General features: G+C 57.7%; 15 protein-coding genes and 1 tRNA gene. 9 read left to right on the top strand and 7 right to left on the bottom strand.

All coding sequences use genetic code 11. The annotated features are described in order from the left end of the window. The first annotated feature begins 101 nt into the window (after positions 1–101). Positions 102–1,106 carry a DUF1559 domain-containing protein gene (locus tag RISK_RS26245; RefSeq protein ID WP_047817297.1) on the top strand — a complete coding sequence of 335 codons (1,005 nt, stop codon included), beginning with the start codon at positions 102–104 and terminating at the stop codon, positions 1,104–1,106. A 48-nt stretch (positions 1,107–1,154) separates the two neighbouring features. Further along, a complete protein-coding gene (locus RISK_RS26240) occupies positions 1,155–1,670 on the top strand; it encodes a carboxypeptidase-like regulatory domain-containing protein (protein WP_236696728.1) in 516 nt (171 codons plus the stop codon). Positions 1,671–2,009: 339 nt separating this feature from the next. Here the strand turns inward: RISK_RS26240 and hisS are convergent, their stop codons facing one another. Next, positions 2,010–3,338: a histidine--tRNA ligase gene (gene hisS, locus RISK_RS26235; protein WP_047817296.1), complete on the bottom strand. Its 1,329-nt coding sequence runs from the start codon at positions 3,336–3,338 to the stop codon at positions 2,010–2,012. Between the two features lie 107 nt (positions 3,339–3,445). Beyond that, complete coding sequence (locus RISK_RS26230) at positions 3,446–3,937, bottom strand: YkgJ family cysteine cluster protein (RefSeq protein WP_047817295.1); 492 nt, start codon at positions 3,935–3,937, stop codon at positions 3,446–3,448. Between the two features lie 65 nt (positions 3,938–4,002). Here RISK_RS26230 and RISK_RS26225 point away from each other — a divergent pair, with 65 nt between their 5' ends. The 4 genes from RISK_RS26225 to RISK_RS26205 all read left to right on the top strand — a co-directional run bounded on the left by RISK_RS26225 (position 4,003) and on the right by RISK_RS26205 (position 6,340). After that, complete coding sequence (locus RISK_RS26225; RefSeq protein ID WP_047817294.1) at positions 4,003–4,902, top strand: formyltransferase family protein; 900 nt, start codon at positions 4,003–4,005, stop codon at positions 4,900–4,902. A gap of 368 nt (positions 4,903–5,270) precedes the next feature. Further along, entirely contained in the window at positions 5,271–5,558 is a 288-nt protein-coding gene (locus RISK_RS26220) for a hypothetical protein (protein WP_236696727.1), read from the top strand. A gap of 364 nt (positions 5,559–5,922) precedes the next feature. Further along, entirely contained in the window at positions 5,923–6,117 is a 195-nt protein-coding gene (gene rpsU / locus RISK_RS26210; protein WP_007338941.1) for a 30S ribosomal protein S21, read from the top strand. Between the two features lie 149 nt (positions 6,118–6,266). Then, positions 6,267–6,340, top strand: a tRNA-Val gene (locus RISK_RS26205). Between the two features lie 530 nt (positions 6,341–6,870). Here RISK_RS26205 and RISK_RS26200 read toward each other — a convergent pair. The 3 genes from RISK_RS26200 to RISK_RS26190 all read right to left on the bottom strand — a co-directional run bounded on the left by RISK_RS26200 (position 6,871) and on the right by RISK_RS26190 (position 11,595). Next, positions 6,871–7,698: a 3-keto-disaccharide hydrolase gene (locus tag RISK_RS26200; protein WP_236696726.1), complete on the bottom strand. Its 828-nt coding sequence runs from the start codon at positions 7,696–7,698 to the stop codon at positions 6,871–6,873. 236 nt (positions 7,699–7,934) lie between these two features. Continuing rightward, positions 7,935–9,110, bottom strand: a complete 1,176-nt coding sequence (locus RISK_RS26195) for a patatin-like phospholipase family protein (RefSeq protein WP_047817435.1) — start codon at positions 9,108–9,110, stop codon at positions 7,935–7,937. Between the two features lie 238 nt (positions 9,111–9,348). Then, entirely contained in the window at positions 9,349–11,595 is a 2,247-nt protein-coding gene (locus RISK_RS26190) for a sulfatase/phosphatase domain-containing protein (protein WP_047817292.1), read from the bottom strand. A gap of 153 nt (positions 11,596–11,748) precedes the next feature. On the opposite strand from RISK_RS26190, the gene RISK_RS26185 reads away from it, so the two are divergent. From RISK_RS26185 to RISK_RS26175, 3 genes are all read left to right on the top strand, one after another. After that, positions 11,749–12,222 carry a YaiI/YqxD family protein gene (locus RISK_RS26185; RefSeq protein ID WP_047817434.1) on the top strand — a complete coding sequence of 158 codons (474 nt, stop codon included), beginning with the start codon at positions 11,749–11,751 and terminating at the stop codon, positions 12,220–12,222. Positions 12,223–12,402: 180 nt separating this feature from the next. Continuing rightward, positions 12,403–16,026: an amidohydrolase family protein gene (locus RISK_RS26180; RefSeq protein ID WP_236696725.1), complete on the top strand. Its 3,624-nt coding sequence runs from the start codon at positions 12,403–12,405 to the stop codon at positions 16,024–16,026. A gap of 8 nt (positions 16,027–16,034) precedes the next feature. After that, a complete protein-coding gene (locus RISK_RS26175; protein WP_236696724.1) occupies positions 16,035–17,363 on the top strand; it encodes an amidohydrolase in 1,329 nt (442 codons plus the stop codon). An 828-nt stretch (positions 17,364–18,191) separates the two neighbouring features. Here RISK_RS26175 and RISK_RS26170 read toward each other — a convergent pair. Together RISK_RS26170 and RISK_RS26160 are read right to left on the bottom strand one after the other, a co-directional pair. Then, positions 18,192–19,013 carry a methyltransferase domain-containing protein gene (locus RISK_RS26170; protein ID WP_047817431.1) on the bottom strand — a complete coding sequence of 274 codons (822 nt, stop codon included), beginning with the start codon at positions 19,011–19,013 and terminating at the stop codon, positions 18,192–18,194. A gap of 671 nt (positions 19,014–19,684) precedes the next feature. Further along, on the bottom strand, positions 19,685–21,199 hold the full coding sequence (locus RISK_RS26160) for a Gfo/Idh/MocA family protein (protein ID WP_047817290.1): 1,515 nt from the start codon (positions 21,197–21,199) through the stop codon (positions 19,685–19,687). Positions 21,200–22,098: the final 899 nt, after the last annotated feature.

Below are 22,098 nucleotides of genomic sequence, written 5' to 3'. Positions count from 1 at the left end.
ACAGGGCTTTCATACAGTCCCGCCAAATCTTCAACGGCGGCTCATCAGCGACCCCGCTTCCCGTCGTTGCCCACCTCACAAAATTTGACGGAAGTTTACGAATGACTTGCCTGACGACCCGATTGAGTCGCCGATCCCCAGCCCAACCCTGCAAGAACCAAACCCCCGCCCGCCAAGCGACCTCACCCCGCGGATTCACGCTGGTTGAATTGCTGGTCGTGATCGCCATCATCGGCGTGTTGGTTGGCTTGCTCTTGCCAGCCGTTCAATCGGCTCGCGAAGCCGCCCGTCGCATGCAGTGCGGCAACAACCTCAAGCAAATTGGCTTGGGACTTCACGTGTATCACGACACGTTCAACAAATTCCCCTACGGCTGGGACAACCGCGGCATGACCTGGAGCGGACACATCCTGCCTCAGATCGAACAAGCCAACCTGTATCAAACCTTGATCTTTCAAGAGTCGGGCCTGGGCAACTGGGCCACCGACGACGGCCCCAACGAAGAGGCCTGCGAGACGGTCATCCCAACCTACCGTTGCCCCAGCATGGCGCTGCCACTGCACATGGATTACAACGGCATCCCACAACGCGTTCCCGCCAGTTACCGCGGTGTCGCCGGAACCTTGGCGACGTCGGATGACACCAGCACCGCTCTGCCCGACACGATCTCGTTGGAAAGCTTGGACCAAGACGGCATCTTCTACGCCTGCAGCAAAACCAAGTTCCGTGACATTCTGGACGGAACTTCGAACACGATCATGATCGGCGAAAGCTACAACAACCCCAAGTTCGTCAAAGACGGTCAGGGGATGGATTACTGGTACATCGGTGCCCCTCAAACAGACCCCTGCGGTTGCAACGGCGGAACGGGAGGCACGGAATTCTCGGAAGTCGCTGGCGTAACAATCACTCCCATCAACGCTATCAAACGAGCCCCATTGATGAGCGGCCGATTGATGGAACTGGCGTTTGGAAGCTACCACGTCGGTGGGGCCCATTTCTTGAAGTGCGATGGCTCGGTGGCATTCCTGACCGAATCGCTGGCAGAAGACGTCTACGACGCTCTTGGCTCGCGTGACGGCGGTGAAATCCCCGGCGAAATTTGATTCGCACCTCCTCTCCATCATTCCACTCAACACTTCTTTGAAACTTCCATGATCGTTCTGTACTCAGCAATCAAGCAAGCAGCCGCTCTAACCCTGGTCGGTTGCCTTGCACTCACCTTGGCAACCAGCACCGGCTGTGGATCAGGTGACGACGCGGATTATGCCTCCATTGGACTGGTTCCGATCACAGGCACAGTCACTCTGGACGGGCAACCTCTCGAAGGCGCCGTCGTGATGTTCGAAGCCCCGGACACGACGTTTTCCTACGGCACCACCAACGCCGATGGCAACTATGAAATCAAATTCAACAGCGAAGTGATGGGCGTTCCACCCGGAGACAAAATTGTGCGAATCAGCACGACCGCGTCGACCGGTGAAGTGGACACCGAAGGCGCGGATGATGATGACGACGACGCAGCTGCTCGACGCAAAAAGAAGAAAAAACGCAATCCCAACGAACAGGTTCCCGAAGCCTACAACGAGGATTCGCAAATCAAGGCGACGATCAGCGACAGCCAAACGGTTTATGACTTCGCCCTGAAGGCCGATGGCTCGCCACTCTAAAGATTCGCTCGGCCAGTCGCCTGGCTGTGGCGAGCCAGACGTCTGATGATTGACTCAACGACAACGGGTGCTTCCCAATGGGAGCACCCGTTTTTCGTGCGCCGAAATGATTCGGCGTTCCCCTGGGCTGCTAAATCCTTTGGTTTGACACTGCTTTGGACGGCGCAGGTTTTGTCCCACGACTTCGCCCCAACCGGGGGCGGTCCGAGCGGGTTTTGAGGACTCTTTCTTAGGGCCGTCCCGCTGGGGCGTAGGACAGAACAAAAATCAACGTCGCATTCTCTGTGGCAACCCTCAAGTTTTAGCGGCCCAACGCTGTCCTAACCATGCAAAAGCGCTTTACGACGTTACTGCTCGAACCGCGTCGATCAAGGCTTGCGGCGAATCGTGCGAGTAGGTCACGTCTTGCGACTCTTTCGACGCGAGCGTTTTGACTTGCACCGTGCCGGCCTCCCATTCGTTGCCGCCCGCGACGAGTGCGACAGCGAATCCTTGCGAGTCCGCGTACTTGAGTTGTTGGCCGAGCTTCTTGGGCTCGGGGTAAACCTCGACGCCGATCCCCGCCGTGCGAAGCTGCGTTGCCAACTTCAAGTAATCGTCGCGGTGCCCCTTGTCGAAGAATGGAACGAACACAGCACACGGCTTGCTCACACCTGACAATCGGCCGAGGCTTTCCAGTGCGGCGAGCAAGCGGTCCAACCCAAGCGACGCTCCGATGCCGGGCAAGTGTTGCTTGGTGTACAGCCCCGCCAAGTTGTCGTAACGACCACCGCTGCAAACGCTGCCGATGCCAGGCAGGTCATCCAGCGTCGTTTCGAAGATCACCCCGGTGTAATAATCCAGCCCGCGAGCGATTGAGACATCGATCTTCAAGCGGTCCGGGCTGACACCGGATGCCAAGGCACCGCGATAGATTTGGGTCAATCGTTCAATGCCCGCGGCGGCGGTTTCGTTGCCGCCCGTGATCTCGGGCAACGATGCCAAAATGGATTCCGCATCGCCATCGCATTCTGCCAATCGCAACACCGCGTCGGCTTGCTCGGCCGTCACCCCCGCCGACTCAATCATCTCGTTGGCTGTTTTTTCACGGCCGATCTTTCCAAGCTTGTCCAGACTTCGCAGCACCGGTGTCGTCTTGTCACCCAGGCCCAACGATTCCAGCAACCCGGTCAAGATCGCCCGGTTGTTGATGCTGATCGTGAACGCGTCGATCCCGATCGCCCGCAGCAACGCATCGATCACACAAACCGCTTCGATGTCAGCGAGTTCCGATGTGGTGCCGATCGTGTCAAAGTCACACTGCACAAATTCGCGGTAACGGCCTTCTTGCGGTTTCTCACCACGCCAAACCGGAGCGATGTGATAACGCTTGAACGGGGTTCCCAACGCGCCGATGTGCTGGGCGGCAAAGCGAGCCAACGGCACCGTCAAGTCAAATCGCATCCCAACCGCACGGCCGCCGTTGTCTTCAAACGAATAGAGCTGACGATCGGTTTCATCGCTGCCTTTGCCAGTCAAGATTTCCAGGTGTTCGAGCGTCGGTGTATCGATCGGAGCGAACCCGAAACTGCGAAACACTTCGCGAGCGGTTTGCATCAATTGTTCCCGCGGAATCATCACGGCGGGCAAGTAATCGCGGAATCCCTTCAGCGTGCGAGGTTGAATCATGGGGGTCGGTGAGTGGGAAGAAGGAAAGTGGAGGGTGTGAGTCGTAGCGGAAGTCGTCAAGACTTTCGGTTTGCATCCAAATTTGCCGAAACTCTTGACGAGTTCCGCTACCCAACGACCGGGAGTCCCGTCGGCCGTCGACTGCGGATCGAGTCGATGTCCCGGTCGGCTCCTTCGGGAAACTGCGGGCCAAACAGGGCATCAGCGTACTCGTCGATTTGCTCCGGCGTTTCGAAGTACTTCTCGTAGCACCAGTCGTCCTCGAACTCACATTCCTTCGTGGTGTACTCACGACAGATTTGAGGCCGGGTTTCGTAGATGCCGCATCGATAATCGTCTTGCAAGTGCTTGCAAGTCGTGTGAACGAGCAAGTACCACGTGTCCTCGTCCACAAACACGGTGGCTCGATCGTGCAGCAAATACCACCGCATGAAGTCAAAATCTTTTCGCGTCACCGGCTCGTCGATCGGCAGCGCGAAGTAATGACAGCACTTCGCTGTGCAATGATCGCACAAATTCGCATCGGCGGGAAAATCGGATCGGCGACGGCCAGTGACCGAGGGCGGCGTGGCGACGGGCAACTTGGATGCGGTGGGCATGATTGGGTCGAATGTGATAATTTGCAAATTCGTCGGGCCAACAGTTTCCTCGCAAAAGCCTCCACATGGAAGTCGTCATCACCGCCTTGGGACCGGATCACTCCGGTTTGGCAGATCCGATCATTCACCACGTCACCGCGCGAGGGGCTCGGATTTCCGAAATCCAGATGTATGACCACGACGAGGAAGAACTTTTCGCGATGCTCTGCCGCCTGCAGTTCGACGCTGGCCCCGACCCGCAACGATTGTTCACGCAGTTGCAGGACGAAATGAAACAAATCGGCGAACACACCGGGTTGTCCATCCGGGCCTGGAGCCCCGACGCTCGTTCGAGTCGCCCACGATTGGCCGTGGCCTGCACCTATGTGGAGCACACACCACGAGCCGTTTTGGAGGCAGTTGCCTCCGGCCAAATAGCCGCCGAAGTGCCGGTGATCATCTCCAACCGAAAGAAACTCGGGTTTCTCGCGGACGAATTCGACTCTGACTTCCGGATGATCGGCGATGGCACGGGAGCGGTCGATGACGCCGCACTCCTGGCCACCCTGGATGAATACGACATCGACTACCTGATTCTCGCTCGCTACATGCGGATTCTGCCTGCCGACGCCTGCTGGCAATTCGCAGGCGGACGGATCATCAACCTTCACCACGGGTTGCTGCCTGGTTTCCCAGGATTCCGCCCGTATCACGACGCCCACAACGCCCGGATGCTGACGTTTGGGGCCACCTGCCATTTCATCATTCCCGAACTGGATGCTGGCAATCAAACGATCAACCAGCGAACGTTCTCAGTCGTTCCAGGCACTCCCCTGGACAAAATCATTGCTCAGGGCGAGTCCGAGAATGAACCGGCGTGTTTGGTCGAAGGCTTGCGCCGCGTGGTCGATCGCGAAGTCCACCTGCACTTTCACCGCGTCGTGCCCCGCAAGGATGTGGTGACCGCGGCCCAGAATGCCCAGTAGCTGGGATCCAGATTGAGAAGCTGGGGATCCAGATTGAGAAATTCTGGCCGACGCTGCGTTTTTTGCTGAAGCGGCGGCGATCCGGAGCAACCAACGCGGGTGAACCGTCTGATCGACTGGAGTGGCTCCCCCCGTCTAATCGCGCAAGACTGCCACAACGGGTGCAATAGGAATGAATTTCAATCGGGTTGGCCGCACGACCGGACCTGAACCAGATCGCCCCGAAGATTCTCCGCCCGGCGCGTCGATACCGTCGGCGTCTGATGCTCGCAGTGACCAGATGGCCCCTGTTACCCAGGGACAAACTGTCACGCCGTGGAGGCGTGACACCATCGGCATCAGACTCCCCGTTGGACGAAAGGATGTTGATGATCGGGTATTCTCTCGAAACGATCGATTTGCCGCTACTGCGTCGCCAAGTCGAAGACAAACTGTGCGAATTGGGACACCTTGAACCCCATCAGTTCCCGCTGACTCAGCGGGAAGTGGTTCGGCGAGGAGCCACCTGCGGCCTTTACTTCTGCTTGCACGGTCCCCGAAGCGTCAAACTCACCGCGATTGCTGACCTCAAAACCAAATCCATGGTTTATTACGGGGTCGACGGAGTCCGGTGTGAAACGGTTCCGATGGAAAACCTCACGAGAGCCGCTGCCTGAACCCGATAAACCAGAAACTGGTGAATCACGCCTCGGCTAACAAGCGTCTTGGCGGCCCCGCAGCATTGCGACGCGGCCGTTCAAGGCTCGATGAACCGAGATGACTCAGCGACGCCAAAACGCCCAGGTTCACGCACGATCGAAACAGTGGTTTCAGATCAAGGTTGAAAGCGGCGTTTTCGGCATAAAACGGCCGTACTTTCCGTTTCCTCGGTTGTGGGGTGCGGTGTTAGGTCGTTATGATTCGCGGCCTTCACCGCGACGAGTGTGGTATTTACTGCTGCTCGGACGCGACACTTCATTCCTCGACTTGGAGGATTTGGACCATGCAAACGATTGAATTGAAAGGGTTTACGGAGCGGCAATGGTAAAGTTATTGGTGCGTGATCGGGAAACGATTCAGGAGGCAGTCCGCCGGTTTAGAAAATTGGTCGAGCGAAGCGGTATCAAAAAAGAGATGCGTCGCCGCGAGTTCTACGAAAAGCCGAGCGAAACCAATCGCCGCGCCCGCCTGCGTGCCGAACGCCGCAACAAACGCACCCGCATGTTGTCCCGCTGATCGGCTGTCGCACGTCAAGTTGCGACCGTGCGAACAGAACCACCAGCGCCGAGTCACTCCGTTGTTAAAACGGAACCTGGCCGATGCCACAGGCCTGGACTGCTGAACCAGTCCGGGCACACCCCAGAAAAGTCCATGACTTTCTGAACGGGCGATTAGCTCAGTTGGCTAGAGCGCCTCGTTTACACCGAGGATGTCGGGGGTTCGAGTCCCTCATCGCCCATCAAGCTCCGCTTTTTAGCGGGGCTTTTTTCATGCGCCAACAACGCCACCCTGCAAGGTGCCACCCACCATTCGGCACCTGAAGGAACGGCCGGTTTCACGCCAGATCCAGGCACCTGCCGCCCCTCCGGGGCTTGCTGAATGTGGTTTGCCTCAACTCCACGGGCTGACGCCCGTGGCCACTGCGTGTCGTCCCTTCAGGACTGAAGCAACTTCGCCTCCCGGATGGTGGGTGGCACCATCCAGAAAATCCTGCAAGGTGCCACCCAACGTCTGCATCTGAAGGAACGGCCGGTTCCACGCCAGATCCAGGCACCTGTCGCCCCTCCGGGGCTTGCTGAATGTGGCTTGCCTCAACTCCACGGGCTGACGCCCGTGGCCACTGCGTGTCGTCCCTTCGGGACTGAAGCAACTTCGTCTCCCGGATGGTGCGCCTCCCGGATGGTGCGCCTCCCGGATGGTGCGCCTTCCGGATGGTGGGTGGCACCATCCAGAAAATCGCTCCGAGCAGTGGATTCACTCCCGACACGCTCAATTCGACTTTGCTTTTTCCAGCATGGCCTGCACTCGCTGCTGCTCCTTCGCCAGTGCCGCTGGCGGTATTGGCATCGGCTGGAAATCGGGCGATGGGCGAAGGGTCTCGCCACTTGGAATTTCTCGCCAACGTAGGTTGCGATACCAAACCGGCTGACCGTGGTCCTGGAGCCAAAGCTCGCCGCCACGGCCAGTGAGATCGCCACCCCGGATCGCCAACAACTCCACCATCTCGGCCCACTTTGGATCCGTGTAGTCAAAGTCCAGAACCTTTTGCCCGTTGAGCCAATGCTGAATCACGGTTCCCTGGCAGACCACCCTCCCTCGATTCCATTCGCCCACGGGACGTGTTGCATCCTTGGAAGGCGCCATGCAGAAGAACAACGAAGCCGCGGATTGCCGTGGGTTCTCTCCGTAGGGACTGTCCACGTTATCAAGCACCTGATATTCGACTTGACCGGGCCGGTAATAGACGCCGCTGTTGCAAGCCTTGGAAACTTTCCAATCGAACCGTAGCTCGAAGTCTTCCGGAACGGATTGGTGCTTGTAAGTGAGTGGTCCACCGCCAGCAGCACGAAAGAAAGCCCGGTTTTCGATTCGCCAGTTGCCACTGTGCTCCCAACCGTCGAACGTTTTGCCATCAAACAACTCAACAAAGCCCTGGCGATCATCGGCTTGCTTGGCTTGGCCACCGGCCTCCAAAGGAGGTGCGGCAGCCACAGGGTTGCCTGCGGCGTTCAAAAGCGAGCATGCCAAGACGCTCGCCATCCAGAACATCCCATCGGTCAACACGAGTTTCCGACGGAGTTGATTCGAGCACGTCACGGCAAATCCTAGGCTACAAAAGGGAGAGACACAAAAACGTCCTCCACTTTATCAGCCCGCGAAAGCTGCGGGGAAGCGGAACGACCACAAACGCCAACGACAAGGATCGGCTTCCACGGCATGGCCACAAAGGCGATGGACGGCGAACCGTCCGCGATGCCCTGCGGCATCCGTGGCACAGTGCCCCAGGACCATCGCTCGACTGCAGCCTCAAACCTGGCGATGATGCGTGCCACTCACGCGGCTCGCAACAGGACCCGGCTGCGGGGGACTTGGTCGAGCGATTCCCCACCGTAGCGAGCCAGCGTTCCGTTGGCGACTTCGTAGCCATGCCGAAACAGCAGGCTGAACTCTTGGTGGTTCAACCGGCGAAGGGTCGTCTCAATTCTGGAGACGCGATCGACTTCTTCGTCCGTGAGCGAGGGCTGCTCCGTCCAATGAGATTCGCGAATTCCGGAAGTGCTGGCGGCAGCATCCGCGGGTTGATGGGCACGCAGCGTTGACCGCTTGCTCTTCAGGCCGAGTCGCAGGTAGGCGCCGCTGCCGGGGTTTTTCTTGAAGTGATCAATCAGCATCCGAGCACGCAGGCTGCGGACTTGATCGGTGGCCACATCGACCAGTCGCATCGAGGCCTTGAGGTACCCGGGACGCCACTTGGATCGACGCGATTCACTGCCCAGTGGTCGCGAGGCATCGCAGACGATCAGGAAATCGGTGCCGTCGACCAAACCAGTGCCCGGCTTGAACAAGGCTTCCACACCGAGGTTGTCGTACACGCCACCATCCCAAAGGTGAAGCCGTTTGTACTTGGCCGGGATGGTGTGCCATTCATCGTTTCGCATTTCTTGCCAGCGATGGTGCTTGGCCTTCACAATCAACGGGCCGATCAAACCAGGCACGGCGGCGGAAGCTGCCAGTGCGTGTGAGAGCCGAAACTTGGGATCCACTATGTACTTGGTTTGATAGTCGCCCATCAAATCACGCTGGAACCGCCAGTTCTTTCCCGTTTGATAACAAGTCGCGTTGATCAACCAGCGAGGCGATTCGGGCAGGTCGGCCAAGTCACCTTGAATTTGCCAGCGGCGTTCCAGCTCGTCGCCCAAAACTGCGGCGCGACCACTGAGAATTTGCCAGGGGAACATCAACGACTTGATCACATAGGATCGCTGCAGGTTTTGGGTGGTCAGCAGACGCAGGATTTTGGGGACGACTTCGTGAAGATACTCCTCGCTGCTTGGCCAGCGATTGTTCGTTGCAGAAAACACCAGCCCTGCGGCGAGGCTGCCGCCAGAAACGCTGGAAATCATCTGGACGTTTCCCAGCAAGCCTTCGCGTGCGAGTCGCGCAAGCACACCCAAGTGAAACACGGTGGCGCGAACGCCACCACCAGAGAAAGCCAGGGCGATTTTCATCTTGGTTTGCGAGTGGATATCCGGGAAGTCGAGGCGGAATGGCTCGGTGAGATTACCGGGAAGCGAGGCTTCATCGCCACGGCAATCCGTCGGATTCGAGGGGCGAGGGAACGTGGCTAGTTGCGGAAATCGCACGAAAAAGGGCACCCATCGAAATGGATGCCCTGGGTGGGGGTTGCCCGAACTTCACATCGTTCGGTTCGCAGAGGACGATCACAGGCTGGACGCCTATGCCACATCAGAGGCCAAGCGACTCGAGCGTCGGTGCCAAGGCGTCGGCCCAGATTTCGTACCCCTTTTCAGACAGGTGCAAGTAATCAGGCATGATCGCGGGATCGATCGTGCCGTCTTCGTTGAGGAAGTGATCGCCCAAGTCGACGTAAACAATGTTCTCGCCATCGGCCATCTTCGCGATCCGATCGTTGACGGCGATGTTGTTCAGCCGCATCAAGTCCATCTTGGTTTTGCCTCGCGGCATGATGGCTTGCAACACGATCTTGGTTTCCGGCAATTTCTCTTGCAGGATCGACAAGATTTCTTCCACGCCTTCCGCGATCTGGGTTGGGTCCTGCATGAAGTGACCGGTGTTGTTGGTGCCGATCATCAGCACGGCGACTTCCGGTTGAATTTTGCCGAGGTTGCCATGTGTGAGCCGCCACACGATGTGCTCGGTGCGATCGCCTCCGATGCCCAAGTTGATCGTGTCGAACGGGGCGTAATTGTCTTCCCAGACTTTCTTGCCACGGCCTTCCCAGCCTTGGGTGATCGAATCGCCGATGAAGGCCAATTTGGGCTTCGCTGTTTTCGCCAGCCTGGACATTGCCATGTTACGCTTTTGCCAGCCCGGTTCATCGCCACGCGTGGCGGGAATGACGGCTGTGTTGACGTCATACAAATCACGCAGGTCGACGTAACGTTTTTTCAAGCCGGCCAAAATTTCGGCGTATTCTGGTTCGCCGTGGACGGACTTCAATTCGAGGGGGTCCGTTTCCAAATCGAACAAGTTCCATTCGCGGCTTCGCGGGAAGAACATCAGCTTGTAGCGCTCGGTTCGCACGCCATCGTGAACGGGGACCATGTGCACAGCCGCGTTCTCGTAGTACGCGTAGTACACCGCATCCCGCCAAGTCGAGGATGCACGGCAGCCATCGTTCATCATCGACACCATGCTGCGTCCCTGGATGGCCTCAGGGATTTCTGCTCCGGCGGCCTCCAAAAAGGTGGGCGCGTAGTCGATGTTCTGGATCGGCGCGGTGCTCTGGGTGCCAGGTTCGATCACGCCGGGCCAGCGAATCAGGAACGGCATGCGAAGCGATTCTTCAAACATCCAGCGTTTGTCGTACCAACCATGTTCGCCGAGGTAGAACCCTTGGTCGCTGCTGTAGATCACGATCGTGTTTTCGGCGAGGCCTGATTCATCGAGGTAGGCCAGCAATTCACCAACGCTGTCGTCGACCGCCTGAACGGTACCGAGATAATCCTTGATGTAGCGTTGATACTTCCATTTGGTGACGTCTTTGCTGGACAGTTTGCCAGCTTTCATGTCAGCGATGAACTTCTGGTTCTCGGGCTCGTAAGCGGCGTCCCACGCGGCTTTTTGCTCCTCGTTCATGCGGCCATATTCCGCGTTGCCCAGACGTGGCAAGAATTGTTCAGGGAACAAACTCTCGCCATGGAACTTCATGTCGTGCCCCCAATAGAAATGGTTTTCCAGCGACATCTCGCTTTCGTGCAGCAACTTGGAGCGGCCCGCATAATCGTCGAACAACGTTTCTGGTTCGGCGACCTCCACACCCTTGTACAAATCAAAGTGACGTGGTGGAGGCGACCAGTTTCGGTGAGGAGCTTTGTGCTGGCACATCAACACGAACGGCTGGTCTTCGTCGCGATCGTTCTGCAACCAATTCAACGTGTTCTCGGTGATGATGTCGGTGACGTAACCGGTGTATCGTTTACGTGATCCATCCATCTGGATGAAGTCAGGGTTGTAGTAATTGCCTTGTCCGGGCAGGATTTCCCAGTGATTGAAACCGACAGGATCGGTGCCCAAGTGCCACTTGCCGATCAGCGCGGTTTGGTAGCCGACGTCCTGCAGCAGTTTGGGAAACGTGACTTGCGATCCATCAAAGCGGTTGCCGTTGCGAAGGAAACCGTTGATGTGGCTGTGCTTGCCCGTCAGGATGCAGGCTCGCGAAGGGCCACAGATCGAATTGGCACAGAACGAATTGTGGAACACGGCGCCTTCGTTGGCGATTCGATCCAGATTTGGCGTTTGATTGATTTTGGATCCATACGCGCCGATGGCTTGCAATGCATGGTCATCGGAAAACACAAAGACGATGTTGGGCCGCTTGGCTTTGCCGGGCTCATCGGCGGAGGTCGCGAGAGGCTGAATCCCCCCGAGCAACGCGGATGCGAGGAGAACAAACGCGACGTGGCGTTGTGTCCAGCGAGGAACGTGGCGAGAAACCAGGAGTTGATTCATGGTGATGCCGGAGTCAGAGGTGGGAAGGTCGGTTGGAAGCGGCTAGTTTAAACCGAAACCGATTCTCTGTTGTGGCGCCGTCAGGTGTTTCTCGTTCATCCATTGGGTGAATCAAGCCCAACGGAACTGACATTCACACCGGAACCTGATGAAGTGAAAATCTGGATCGATGCTGATGCGGCACCGCGAGACGTCAAGGACGTTGTGTTCCGTGCCGCAAAACGTTTGGACGTGGTAACGATTTTGGTCGCGAACGCCCCGGTGGGAGTGCCTGCCAACGCGACGACCGTTCGGTCGGTGGTGGTTCGCGAGGGAGCCGATCAAGCGGATCGGTACATCGTCCACCACGGTGAAAAAGGGGACTTGGCGGTGACAGCGGACCTGCCCCTGGCGGGATTGCTGGTCGAAAAAGGTCTGTTTGTGATCGATCCCCGCGGCGAAGAGTATTCTCCCGCGACCATCACCAGTCGCCTTTCGATGCGAAATTTCATGGACGATCTTCGCGGTGCGGGGGTCGAAACCGGCGGCAGCGCCCCTTATGGCCCCAAGGACAAAAAGGCGTTTGCGTCCACGTTCGATCGGTTGCTCACCAAGGCTCTGCGGAGGGCTCAAACGCCCTCGGAGTGAGCGGTTCGCGTTGAACTGCAGGAGCGATTATCCTGCGACGGCCCAATCTGTTCTCGACCGTTGCGTTTCTGGCGGACCTACCGCGCTCGGTGCAGACGGATTGCATGTGCCTGGCGATCGTTGTCCGCAAACCTCAATCGAGTGAGTTCATTGAGATCTACCAATTGTTTGGGTCGGCTGATGCTGACCATTTCGGTGGCGTGTCTCGCCGTCGTTGCTCACGGCCAAGACATTCGTGGAGTGGCCCCCGTCGTGGGGCTTCGCACCCATTCTCCCACCGACGTGTTGCTGACCGGAGCAACGCTGGTGGCCAATCCCGATCACTACCTGAAAGACCTGGGGTCGGAGGATTCAGCCAAGGACTCGGATGAGAACGCGTCCACGGGCGATGTTCTGATCCGCGCTGGTCGCATTGTCGCGGTGAGTGATTCGATCGAACCACCACCTGGGTGTCGCGTCGTGGATTGCTCGGGCAAGACCATTTACGCCGGATGGATCAACGCTTGGCAAGAGGTTCCCAGTGACTCATTGACCTCAGGCGATGACTATTGGAATGCAAATATCGTGGCCAATCGCGAGGTTCGCGATTTGTCGAGCGTTCCAGATGCCGGCAAGCTTCGCAGCCAAGGGTTCACGACGACGGTGCTGGCACCAAAAGGACGCATCCTTGGCGGGCAGCCTTCGGTGTGGTCGCTGAATGAATCCAAGGACGACCCCGACAACTCGCACGCAGGGCCGCAACGCATTGCGGATCTGAAATGGATGACGGCCGCGCTGTCCGTGCCACGCGGAAACGATTCCGGGGAACGATATCCCAACTCACCGATGGGCGCGGTGGCTCTGCTTCGCCAGTCGCTGTACGACGCGCAGTGGTACCGTGATGCGTCAGCGGCCCATGACGCGAATCCGTCGTTGCCGCAACCGGATCACAGCGAAACGTTGCAGACATTGCATCAGGCGTTGGTTGGATCGACGTTCGTGTTTGATTGCCCGAACGAACGAATGGCACTGCGAGCTCAGAAGATTGCGAACGAGTTCTCGCTGCGATCCATCGTCCGCGGGTCCGGCCGAGAGTACCGCGAGGCGGCAGCGATCGCGGCTCTGGATCGTGTGCTGTTGTTGCCGTTGGATTTTCCAGAGGCCCCCGACGTGGCGACGCCCGAGTCCGCTCGTGAAGTGGACCTGGTCAACCTGATGGATTGGAAGTTCGCTCCCACGAACCCAGCCGAAATGGTTCGCCAAGGCGCGACCATTTGTTTGACCACCGATCGGCTGGATGATCCGGGCAAGTTCCTGGCTCGCTTGCGAACGGCAGTCAAACGAGGGTTGTCACGTCGCGACGCCATCGCCGCGCTCACCACCACACCGGCTGGAATGCTGGGGCTGGAGCGGTCGCATGGCCGCATCGCCGCCGGGATGTCTGCGAACTTGATTGTCGCGAGTGGCGATCTGTTTGAAAAAGACACGAAGGTTTGGAAGGTCCTGGTCGACGGCCAAGAGTTCGTTGTCAACGAGGAACCCGAGACCAAAGTGGCGTCGCTGGTCGGCTCGTGGAAGCTTCGGATGCCGGCGGATTCGGCAACCCAAGTGAAGCTCGCGATCACACAAAAAGACGGCCGCTTGTCGGCAGAATTGATCGGCACCACCCCCAAGGAAGAGACGGACGAAGAAGTGCTCGAAGGCGAGAAAGAAAACCTGAAGGAGTCGAGCGACGAATCGGTTGATGGCGACACCGCCAGCAGCAAAACGGACGACGAAGAGTCGGACACTGAAAGCGAGTCCGATGCCTCAGACGAAACGAAATCGGAAGAGGAAGGCTCGAAAGAGAACAAGGACGAGGAACCCAAGGAGCAGACCAGCAAGCAAAAACTGAAGAAGATCGTTCAACGATTGGATCAGTTCGCTGGCCAGATCACTTGCGAGGATTCGGAAGACGCTTTGTGCCAGGCTCTTGGATTGCCCGAAGGCACGCACCGAGTGGTGATTCGTTCGGGTGCCAAATCGTTGGAGAAGGTATCCGAATCCGAGCCGCTGTCGATCGAGTTCTATCCGATCGGGAAGCCAGCCCGGCGTTTTGAGACCAGTTGGGTTGAACCCGAAACGGACTCCGACAAGACACCCGAAGAAGAGTCAACGGATGAAAAGGCGTCTGAGGACGAGGCCCCTGAAGACAAGGACGTCGAAAGCGATGACTCTGACGATTCAAAGGATGCGGATGGCGAACAACCTCCAGAAGTTGAGGTCGCATCGGCAGAGCCCGAGCAGGCCCCCGAAGAATCCGCGGCGGACGAACCTGTTGTTGAAGAACTGCAAGTTGTTCGTCCTCTCGGGGTTTATGGGCGAAGCGAACCGGTCGCTCCCGTGACGCGAGTCTTATTTCAAGGGGCTTTGGTTTGGACCTGTGAGGATCGCGACGACCTCCGAGTCCCGGAAACACCGATGGATGTGCTGGTTGAAAACGGCCGAATCGTCGCCGTCGACGAACACATCACGGTGCCGACGGGGGAAGACTGCACGATCATCGATGCATCGGGCAAACACATCACTCCGGGCCTGATCGATTGCCACTCGCACGCGGCGACTGACGGGGGCATCAATGAATCCGGACAAGTCGTCACGTCGGAAGTTCGCGTCGGTGACTTCATCGACAACACCGACATCACGATCTATCGGCAGTTGGCCGGTGGGGTGACGACCGCGAATATCCTGCACGGCTCTGCGAATCCGATCGGAGGCCAAAACCAAGTGGTGAAGTTCCGTTGGGGAGATTCGATGGATGACTTCCGGTTCCAAGACGCTCCGCTGGGGATCAAGTTCGCACTCGGCGAAAACGTCAAGCGAAACACGTCGCGCTATCCCAACACGCGAATGGGAGTCGAGCAATTGCTCCGCGACCAATTCCTGGCGGCCCGCGAGTATGCCGGGGCGCATCGTCGCTGGAGTTCGGGGCAACGCGACACGTTGCCGCCACGAGTGGATTTGCAGCTGCAGACGCTGGTGGAGATTCAGGATGGCAAGCGTTGGATTCACTGTCACAGTTATCGCCAGGACGAGATCATGGCGACGCTGGATGTGCTTGATGAATTCGGGATTCGGATTGGATCTTTGCAGCACATCTTGGAAGGCTACAAAGTGGCTGACCGCATGGTGGAGCACGGTGCAATGGCATCCTCCTTCGCAGATTGGTGGGCCTACAAGTTCGAGGTCTACGATGCGATTCCTTACAACGGTGTTTTGATGCACAACAAAGGCATCGTGGTTTCTTACAACAGCGATGATGCTGAGATGGGACGGCACCTCAACACCGAGGCTGGCAAGGCCATCAAGTATGGCGGCGTGCCACCAACGGAAGCGTTGAAGTTCGTCACGCTGAATCCGGCCAAACAACTTCGGATCGAAGACCGTGTGGGTTCGATCGAAGTCGGCAAAGAGGCGGACTTGGTCGTTTGGAGTGGCCCCCCGATGTCGACGACTTCGCGTTGCGAACAGACATGGATCGACGGTCGTCCGATGTTCCGATTGCAGGACGAGGCGAAACTGCGTGCTCGCGACGAGGCCTGGCGAAACGAACTGATTCAGGAATTGCTTGATGGCAAGCCGAAGACCGATTCGGAAGAACCGTCCAAGGACGACGATGAGAAAGCATTGGCAGACCACCAAACGATGGAACTGAAGGAGGAGGAACGCTGGCTGCGTTACGACGAGTTCTGCAATTCTCGCGGTGCTCAACAAAGTGTTCAACAAAACGCCCGGCAAGCTGCCCAACAAGCGGCGAAGTCACAACGATCGGAGGAAGTCCAATGAGCCATTCCATGAACAAGAATTGCATGAACAACCGGTCATTTTCGACGTTGCTCGTTGTCGCGTTCGCGGTGGTCTGCAGCCAGACAGGCTGGCAAGTCAACCTCCGGGCGCATGACATCGTTCCTGGTTCGCCCCAAAAGCAACCCATCGTGATCCGCAATACCACGCTGCACTTGGGCAACGGATCGATCGTATCCAATGGCTCGATTCTGTTTGAGGACGGAATGATCAGCGAAGTCGGCGATTCAGTCCGGCTACCCGATTCGGCTCGCGTGATCGATGGAAAGGGCAAACACGTGTACCCAGGTTTGATCGACTCGTACACCGACATCGGACTGCGAGAAATCACGGCGGTGGATGTGACGGTCGACAATGTCGAACGTGGCGAACTGAATCCGAATGTTCGTTCCTGGGTCGCGTTCAATCCGGACAGTGAACTGATTCCGGTGGCACGAGCGGGCGGCGTGATGTTGGCACACGTGGTTCCGGGCGGACGTTTGTTGCAAGGGCAATCCGGCGTGATGCAGCTCGATGGTTGGTCGTACCAAGACATGTTGGTCAAAGGCCCGGCCGGTTTGTGCGTGAATTGGGAATCCGTGATGCCTCGCGGCGGTGATTCCAAGGACAAGGCAAAACGTTATGACGAACAGATTCAGGAACTGGATGATTTGCTCGAACGAGCCCGCCGGTATGGTGAATCGATTGCGGCGGACGACAGCGGTTCCACGGATTTGCGATTGGAAAGCTTGCTTCCAGTGATTCGTGGTGAGCGTCCTGTGTTCGTTCAAGCGGATCGTTTGGGCGCGATCGAATCAGCGATTTCGTTCTTCACGTCGCGACGGATTCCGATGGTGTTGTGTGGCGGTGCCGACGCGATGCACTGCGTCGATCGCTTGGCCGCTCACGATATCCCGGTGATCTTGATCGCCACGTATCGCTTGCCACGCCGGCGTTCAGACCCCGTCGATGCACTGTATTCATTGCCAGCTCAACTCCGTGAGTCCGGCGTGCGTTTCGCAATTGCTGGAGAGGGTGCGGGCTATCCCGGTGGTGCGTCGAATCTTCGCAACCTGGCCTATCAGGCGGGTGTTGCGGTCGCACATGGTTTGCCACATGAAGAAGCCGTCCGAGCCATCACGCAGTCTCCCGCCGAGATCCTAGGCGTGGCAGATCTGGTCGGGACATTGGCAGCAAAGCATCATGCGACGCTGATCATTGCCGATGGCGACGTCTTCGAATCAGGCACGCGAGTGGTGGATGCCTATGTGCAAGGTCGCCAAGTCGACTTGGGAAACAAGCACAAGCAGTTGTACCGCAAGTACGAACAGTTGCCCTGACGCATCGTGTGTCATGAGAACGAATTGACCTTGCTTCACTCGCCGCGTTCCAGGCTGTTGATTGACTCAACCGGGACGCGATTGCGTCCGGTTCGTCTCCGGGAACCGTGCGTTAACGCTGGGCTGCAACATGTTTGGAGTTGTGGCGTTCATTTTGGTTCTGTCCCACACCCCAACGGGGCTTTGCAATCTTGGTCCCGCCGTAACCCAGGGCGTTGCCTGGGCTGATAAAAATGAAATCAACCAGGCGGTTTGGGCGGTTTCCGACGAATGGTATTGATACGGCGTTTGTCGTTATTGAAAAAGTTAAAGTGCAAATTGACAATTGTAAAATGCCGGAATGCGTGGATGAAATCGCATCAATTTGCATTTTTCAATTGTCAATTTAACTTTTTCAATGAGTTGCATTCGGTTTGCACACTTACCACCCTGCCAACATTTCCATCAGCCCAGGGCAACGCCCTGGGTTACGGCGGGGCCAAGATTGCAAAGCCCCAACGGGGGCGGCCCTAACGTTTTTTGGGGGACTGTCTGCTAGGGCTGCCCCGTTGGGGCGTGGGGCTGACGAAGGAATGAGCGGTCAATAAGTGTCGTAGTGGACGAGGTTACGAGTCCAGCAGTCCTAGACTCGTGACCTCGTCCACTACGAAAGCCGACAATTAAACACCGCTTGATGCTAAATCATCAGGATGCGAAGCAAGTCCGCCTCGAGGGTTCTTGGCCGAGGGCCAAGCTCATCCTCAGCACCCGTCAGGCCACCCGGTAGCCGGATTCGCCAGAATTCGGATGTCTCTGCTCGTCGCCCCTCCGAATTCTTGGCGAATCCGGCTACGTCCGGAACAACATCAGATCCGCGGCCAGCGTCACTGGCATCGCGGTGGCGGTCTGCACGCGAGCGTTCTGGGAAAAACGCACGCCGCGATAGGTCATTGCCATTGCATCGGCAATCGCTTCACTGTCCAGGTCAACCTGTTCTTGCCACAGCCGATGTTCGACCAGTTTCAATCCCGCAACCGCCATCTCGTCGACGACCTTCTCCCATCGACTTCGGCGCTGCCCGGATTGCTGCACGTGTTCACGCAGCTCGATCAAGTCCTCTTCACCCGGAACGGCAACGATCAGCATGCCATCTTCCGTCAGCACCCGAGCGATCTCGGCAACCGGCCGACGGCCGAACAACGACAGCACACACGACACACTGGCATCCGCCACCGGCAGCGATCGGTCCGCGTTGGCCCAAACCCAAGTCGCCTCCGGCCACCCGCGAGCGGCCAGCTTGATCGCTTTCTTTGACAGATCGATCCCGCAGTAACTGCCCGGCGAATCGCCAAACAAAGCCGGCCCAAAGGTGCCTTCGCCGCAACCTAGGTCGATCGTTCGGGAGTTGCCGTTTCCCGCTTGCATCGCCGTCCAAGGCCGCAAGGCATCGATCAATCCGCTGGCATGCCCACGCTGTAGCCAACGATGACGAGCCAGCACAGCGGCATCGGCGTCGCCCGGTTGTTTGGACTTGCGATCCTGTGGCTGGGACAAGCTGTAATAGCCCTCGCGAGCCCGATCGAAATGGTGCCGCTTCTCACAGCGCAGCCCACCCTCCACCGGCGACAAAGCCAACCCGCAATTTCGAACTGTACAGCGCAACTCAAACAAACCTGTTTTCCTTTTCATTCCGGTCTCGCCCGTAGCCGGATTCGCCAGAATTCGGACGCAGACGCATTCCCGGCGCACCGGCGAGGTATGGTTCCCGGCACCAATGTAGGCCATGTCTCACATGGCACCCAGCCGATGCTTCGCCAGAAGCGAGGCGTCCAGCAGATTCCCAATCTCGCCCACTGCATGTCGTTTGCCACAAAGAGCACAGAGCTCACCGAGATGATGCAGCCAGCTCACCTCACTGGCCAACAGACTGTTGATTCAAGACGTTTCAAAGATTGAACGATCAGACGACGGGCGCTCGCCTGGACCGCGAAATGTTTGATGTTGTGGAGCGTCTTGGTTTGCGCAAGTTCTGTTCCACGACTTCGCCCCAACGGGGCAGCCCTATGACAGCCCAGGGCAACGCCCTGGGTTACGGCTGACGAAGGAATGAGCGGTCAATAAGTGTCGTCCACTACGAAAGCCGACAATTAAACACCGTTTGATGCTAAATCAACAGGATGCGAAGCAAGTCCGCCTCGAGGGTTCTTGGCCGAGGGCCAAACTCATCCTCAGCACCCGTCAGGCCACCGTAGCCGGATTCGACAGAATCCGGATGTTCCTGATTGTTGCCCGTCCGAATTCTTGGCGAATCCGGCTACGTTTTAGGAATCCGGCTACACCGCTCACACGTCAAACAGCTCGTACTCCACCTCTTTCAGGATCCCTGGCTGTGGAACCGGGTACGAGCCATCTGCATTGGCGATCACGGGGGCTGGACCGTCGACGGTCAACTCCGCCACGCCGGGAGCAAACTCATGCGGGCAATTCAGCATCTGTTCGAAGCTGATCTCTTGGCCCGTGTGAGCCGCCATTCGGCCCATGCTGGTCACCAAGCTCGCTTGCACACCACGTGGCACCTCGTTGTAGGGCTTGTTGTGGATGATCGCGTCGACCAAGTCCGTCCATTCCAGACGGTACGGATTCTTCTCCGGTTGCGGGTACGCCCAAGCCACCTCGCGGCGACTTTGGTTTTGGCCTTCAAAGATCCGCACCTTGCCCGGCGTGTGCCCGGACGTGCTCACGATCGCCGACCCCTTGCTGCCATGCACCGTGCTGGACATGTCATTGCGGCACCCGGTCATGCAGCGCCCGTCGAAGAACAGCTTGCTGCCGTCGGGATAGGTGTACTCCACCGCGTAGGTGTCAAAGTTTTGGTCGATCCAATCGCCGCGGTAGTGCCGTCCGCCGAGAGCCTGAGCCTTGACCGGCCAAGCATTCTTCATCCAAGACGTTTCGTCGATTTGGTGGATGTAGAAATCGCTGAAGCAACCACCGCTGGCCCACAGGAAGCTATGAAAATTCTTGATCTGCCACAGGGTTTCTGGCATGTCGTCCGAGCGGCGTTTCGTGAACGCTGACGCGATCGGGCCGTGCATCCGGTAAGCACGCATCATGATGATGTCGCCAATCTGGCCGTCTTGAATGCGTTCGAACAACTCTTGTCGTCCGCGGCAATGCCGCACCATCAAACCCACGCCGCACTTCAGATTCTTCGCGTCGGCCTTGGCCGAAAGTTCCAGCATCCGCTTGGACGAAGGCCCGTCCGCCGTCAGCGGTTTTTCCATGAACACGTTCAGCCCCTTGTCGATCGCGTACTGGAAGTGCACCCATCGAAACGCCAGCGGAGTCGCCAGGATCACGATGTCGCCAGGATTGAGCGCGTCCATGGCGTGCTTGTAAGCATCGAAGCCAACGAACTGCCGTTCCTCCGGCACGTCCACTTTCTCCGGCGCATCGATGTGTTCATTCGAAAGAGCCTTCACGCTGCGAGCGACATTCTCCGGAAAGACATCGGCGACCGCGACCACTTTCAGCTTCGCGTTGTCGACATGCAGCGCATCGTTGGCAGCACCCGTCCCACGGCCGCCCGCCCCAACCAAAGCGACTTGAATCACATCCGGAGTCTCCTGCCCATGCACGGCAGGCGCATTCAGAGTCAATCCTGCTGCAACACCACCAGCCAGCGTCGCTGATTTCAGAAAGCCGCGACGAGCCAACGCGTCCCCATCGTTAGCGGAACGGCGCAAGCCGTCCGGTGCCAAGGATTCGGATGATGTTCCCGTAGCCGGATTCGCCAAGAATTCGGAATTCATATTGGAAAGTTCGGGGCCGTCAACAGCATTCACGTCACGATTCATCAGCTCTGCTCCAAGGGTGGGAAGTGGGGTGGGGAAAGCGTCCTGCGACCGCGGTTCGGATCGCGAGCGCGAGAACGCTTCCGCCCCATCTTAGCCGATCTCCCGGCCCCCATTTCTCGCGTCAGCCATCGTCCGTTGGCGGTCATGTGCCGGGCCCCACGCTCTCGGAGGTCGTGCGGTTTTCATTGCTCAAATCGCCAGGCCTTTCATCAACAAGCTCCCATCGGGAGGGGGAAGCAAAGCCGCACAACCTCCTCGTGTGTGAGGGGCGAAGTGAGGGTCAGCCGGCGCCAAGTTGAGTGGGCTGCGAGAGCGTTGATTTCGAACCATCATCAGTGGCATTCCCGGCCTTTCGTCAACGCTGAATAGAGATGTGAACGGGCGTGCAGGTGGTTCGCTGGGTGTGCGTCGATTGGCGATGCTGTGCGTTCCATCACAGAGGGGGCCCGTGTGGAAGCGAGAAATTTGTGTCAACTCAACGGATGGGTGTGATCGGAAGGTTTCGCTAAATGGGCGGTGAATTACGTTCAGGATTCGGGTGAACACTGCCTGAAAGGGGGTTCGTGAGCGGTGGTGGCTGGTTGTTTCGAAGCCTCGTACGCTCGATCACTCGAAATGTACTCAAGAAAAATTTTTTTCTTGAAGCGGTGTATATTCAAAAAGACTGCAAAACTAAGGGTCAAATTGATTTTGGTCGTGTTTTGTGCAGTGTCGCTGAATCTCTTCGCGGGAACTTTTTCGAACGGGGGAACAGTTCTTCCGGATTTATCAATCCAAATGCTTGTTTCCCCTAGAACCCCCAGTTAGGATCTTCCGCTAAGCTCGGCTGGTTCCCCCCATCAAGGGGTTGCCAGGTCGTTTTCAGTGCTAGCAAGCATTGGGGGTGTGTCTGGTCGGGC

The sequence above is a fragment of the Rhodopirellula islandica genome (genome assembly GCF_001027925.1).
GTDB classification, from domain to species: domain Bacteria; phylum Planctomycetota; class Planctomycetia; order Pirellulales; family Pirellulaceae; genus Rhodopirellula; species Rhodopirellula islandica.
Note: the sequence above shows the minus strand (reverse complement) of the source record. Positions and strands in the feature narration are given on the sequence as shown.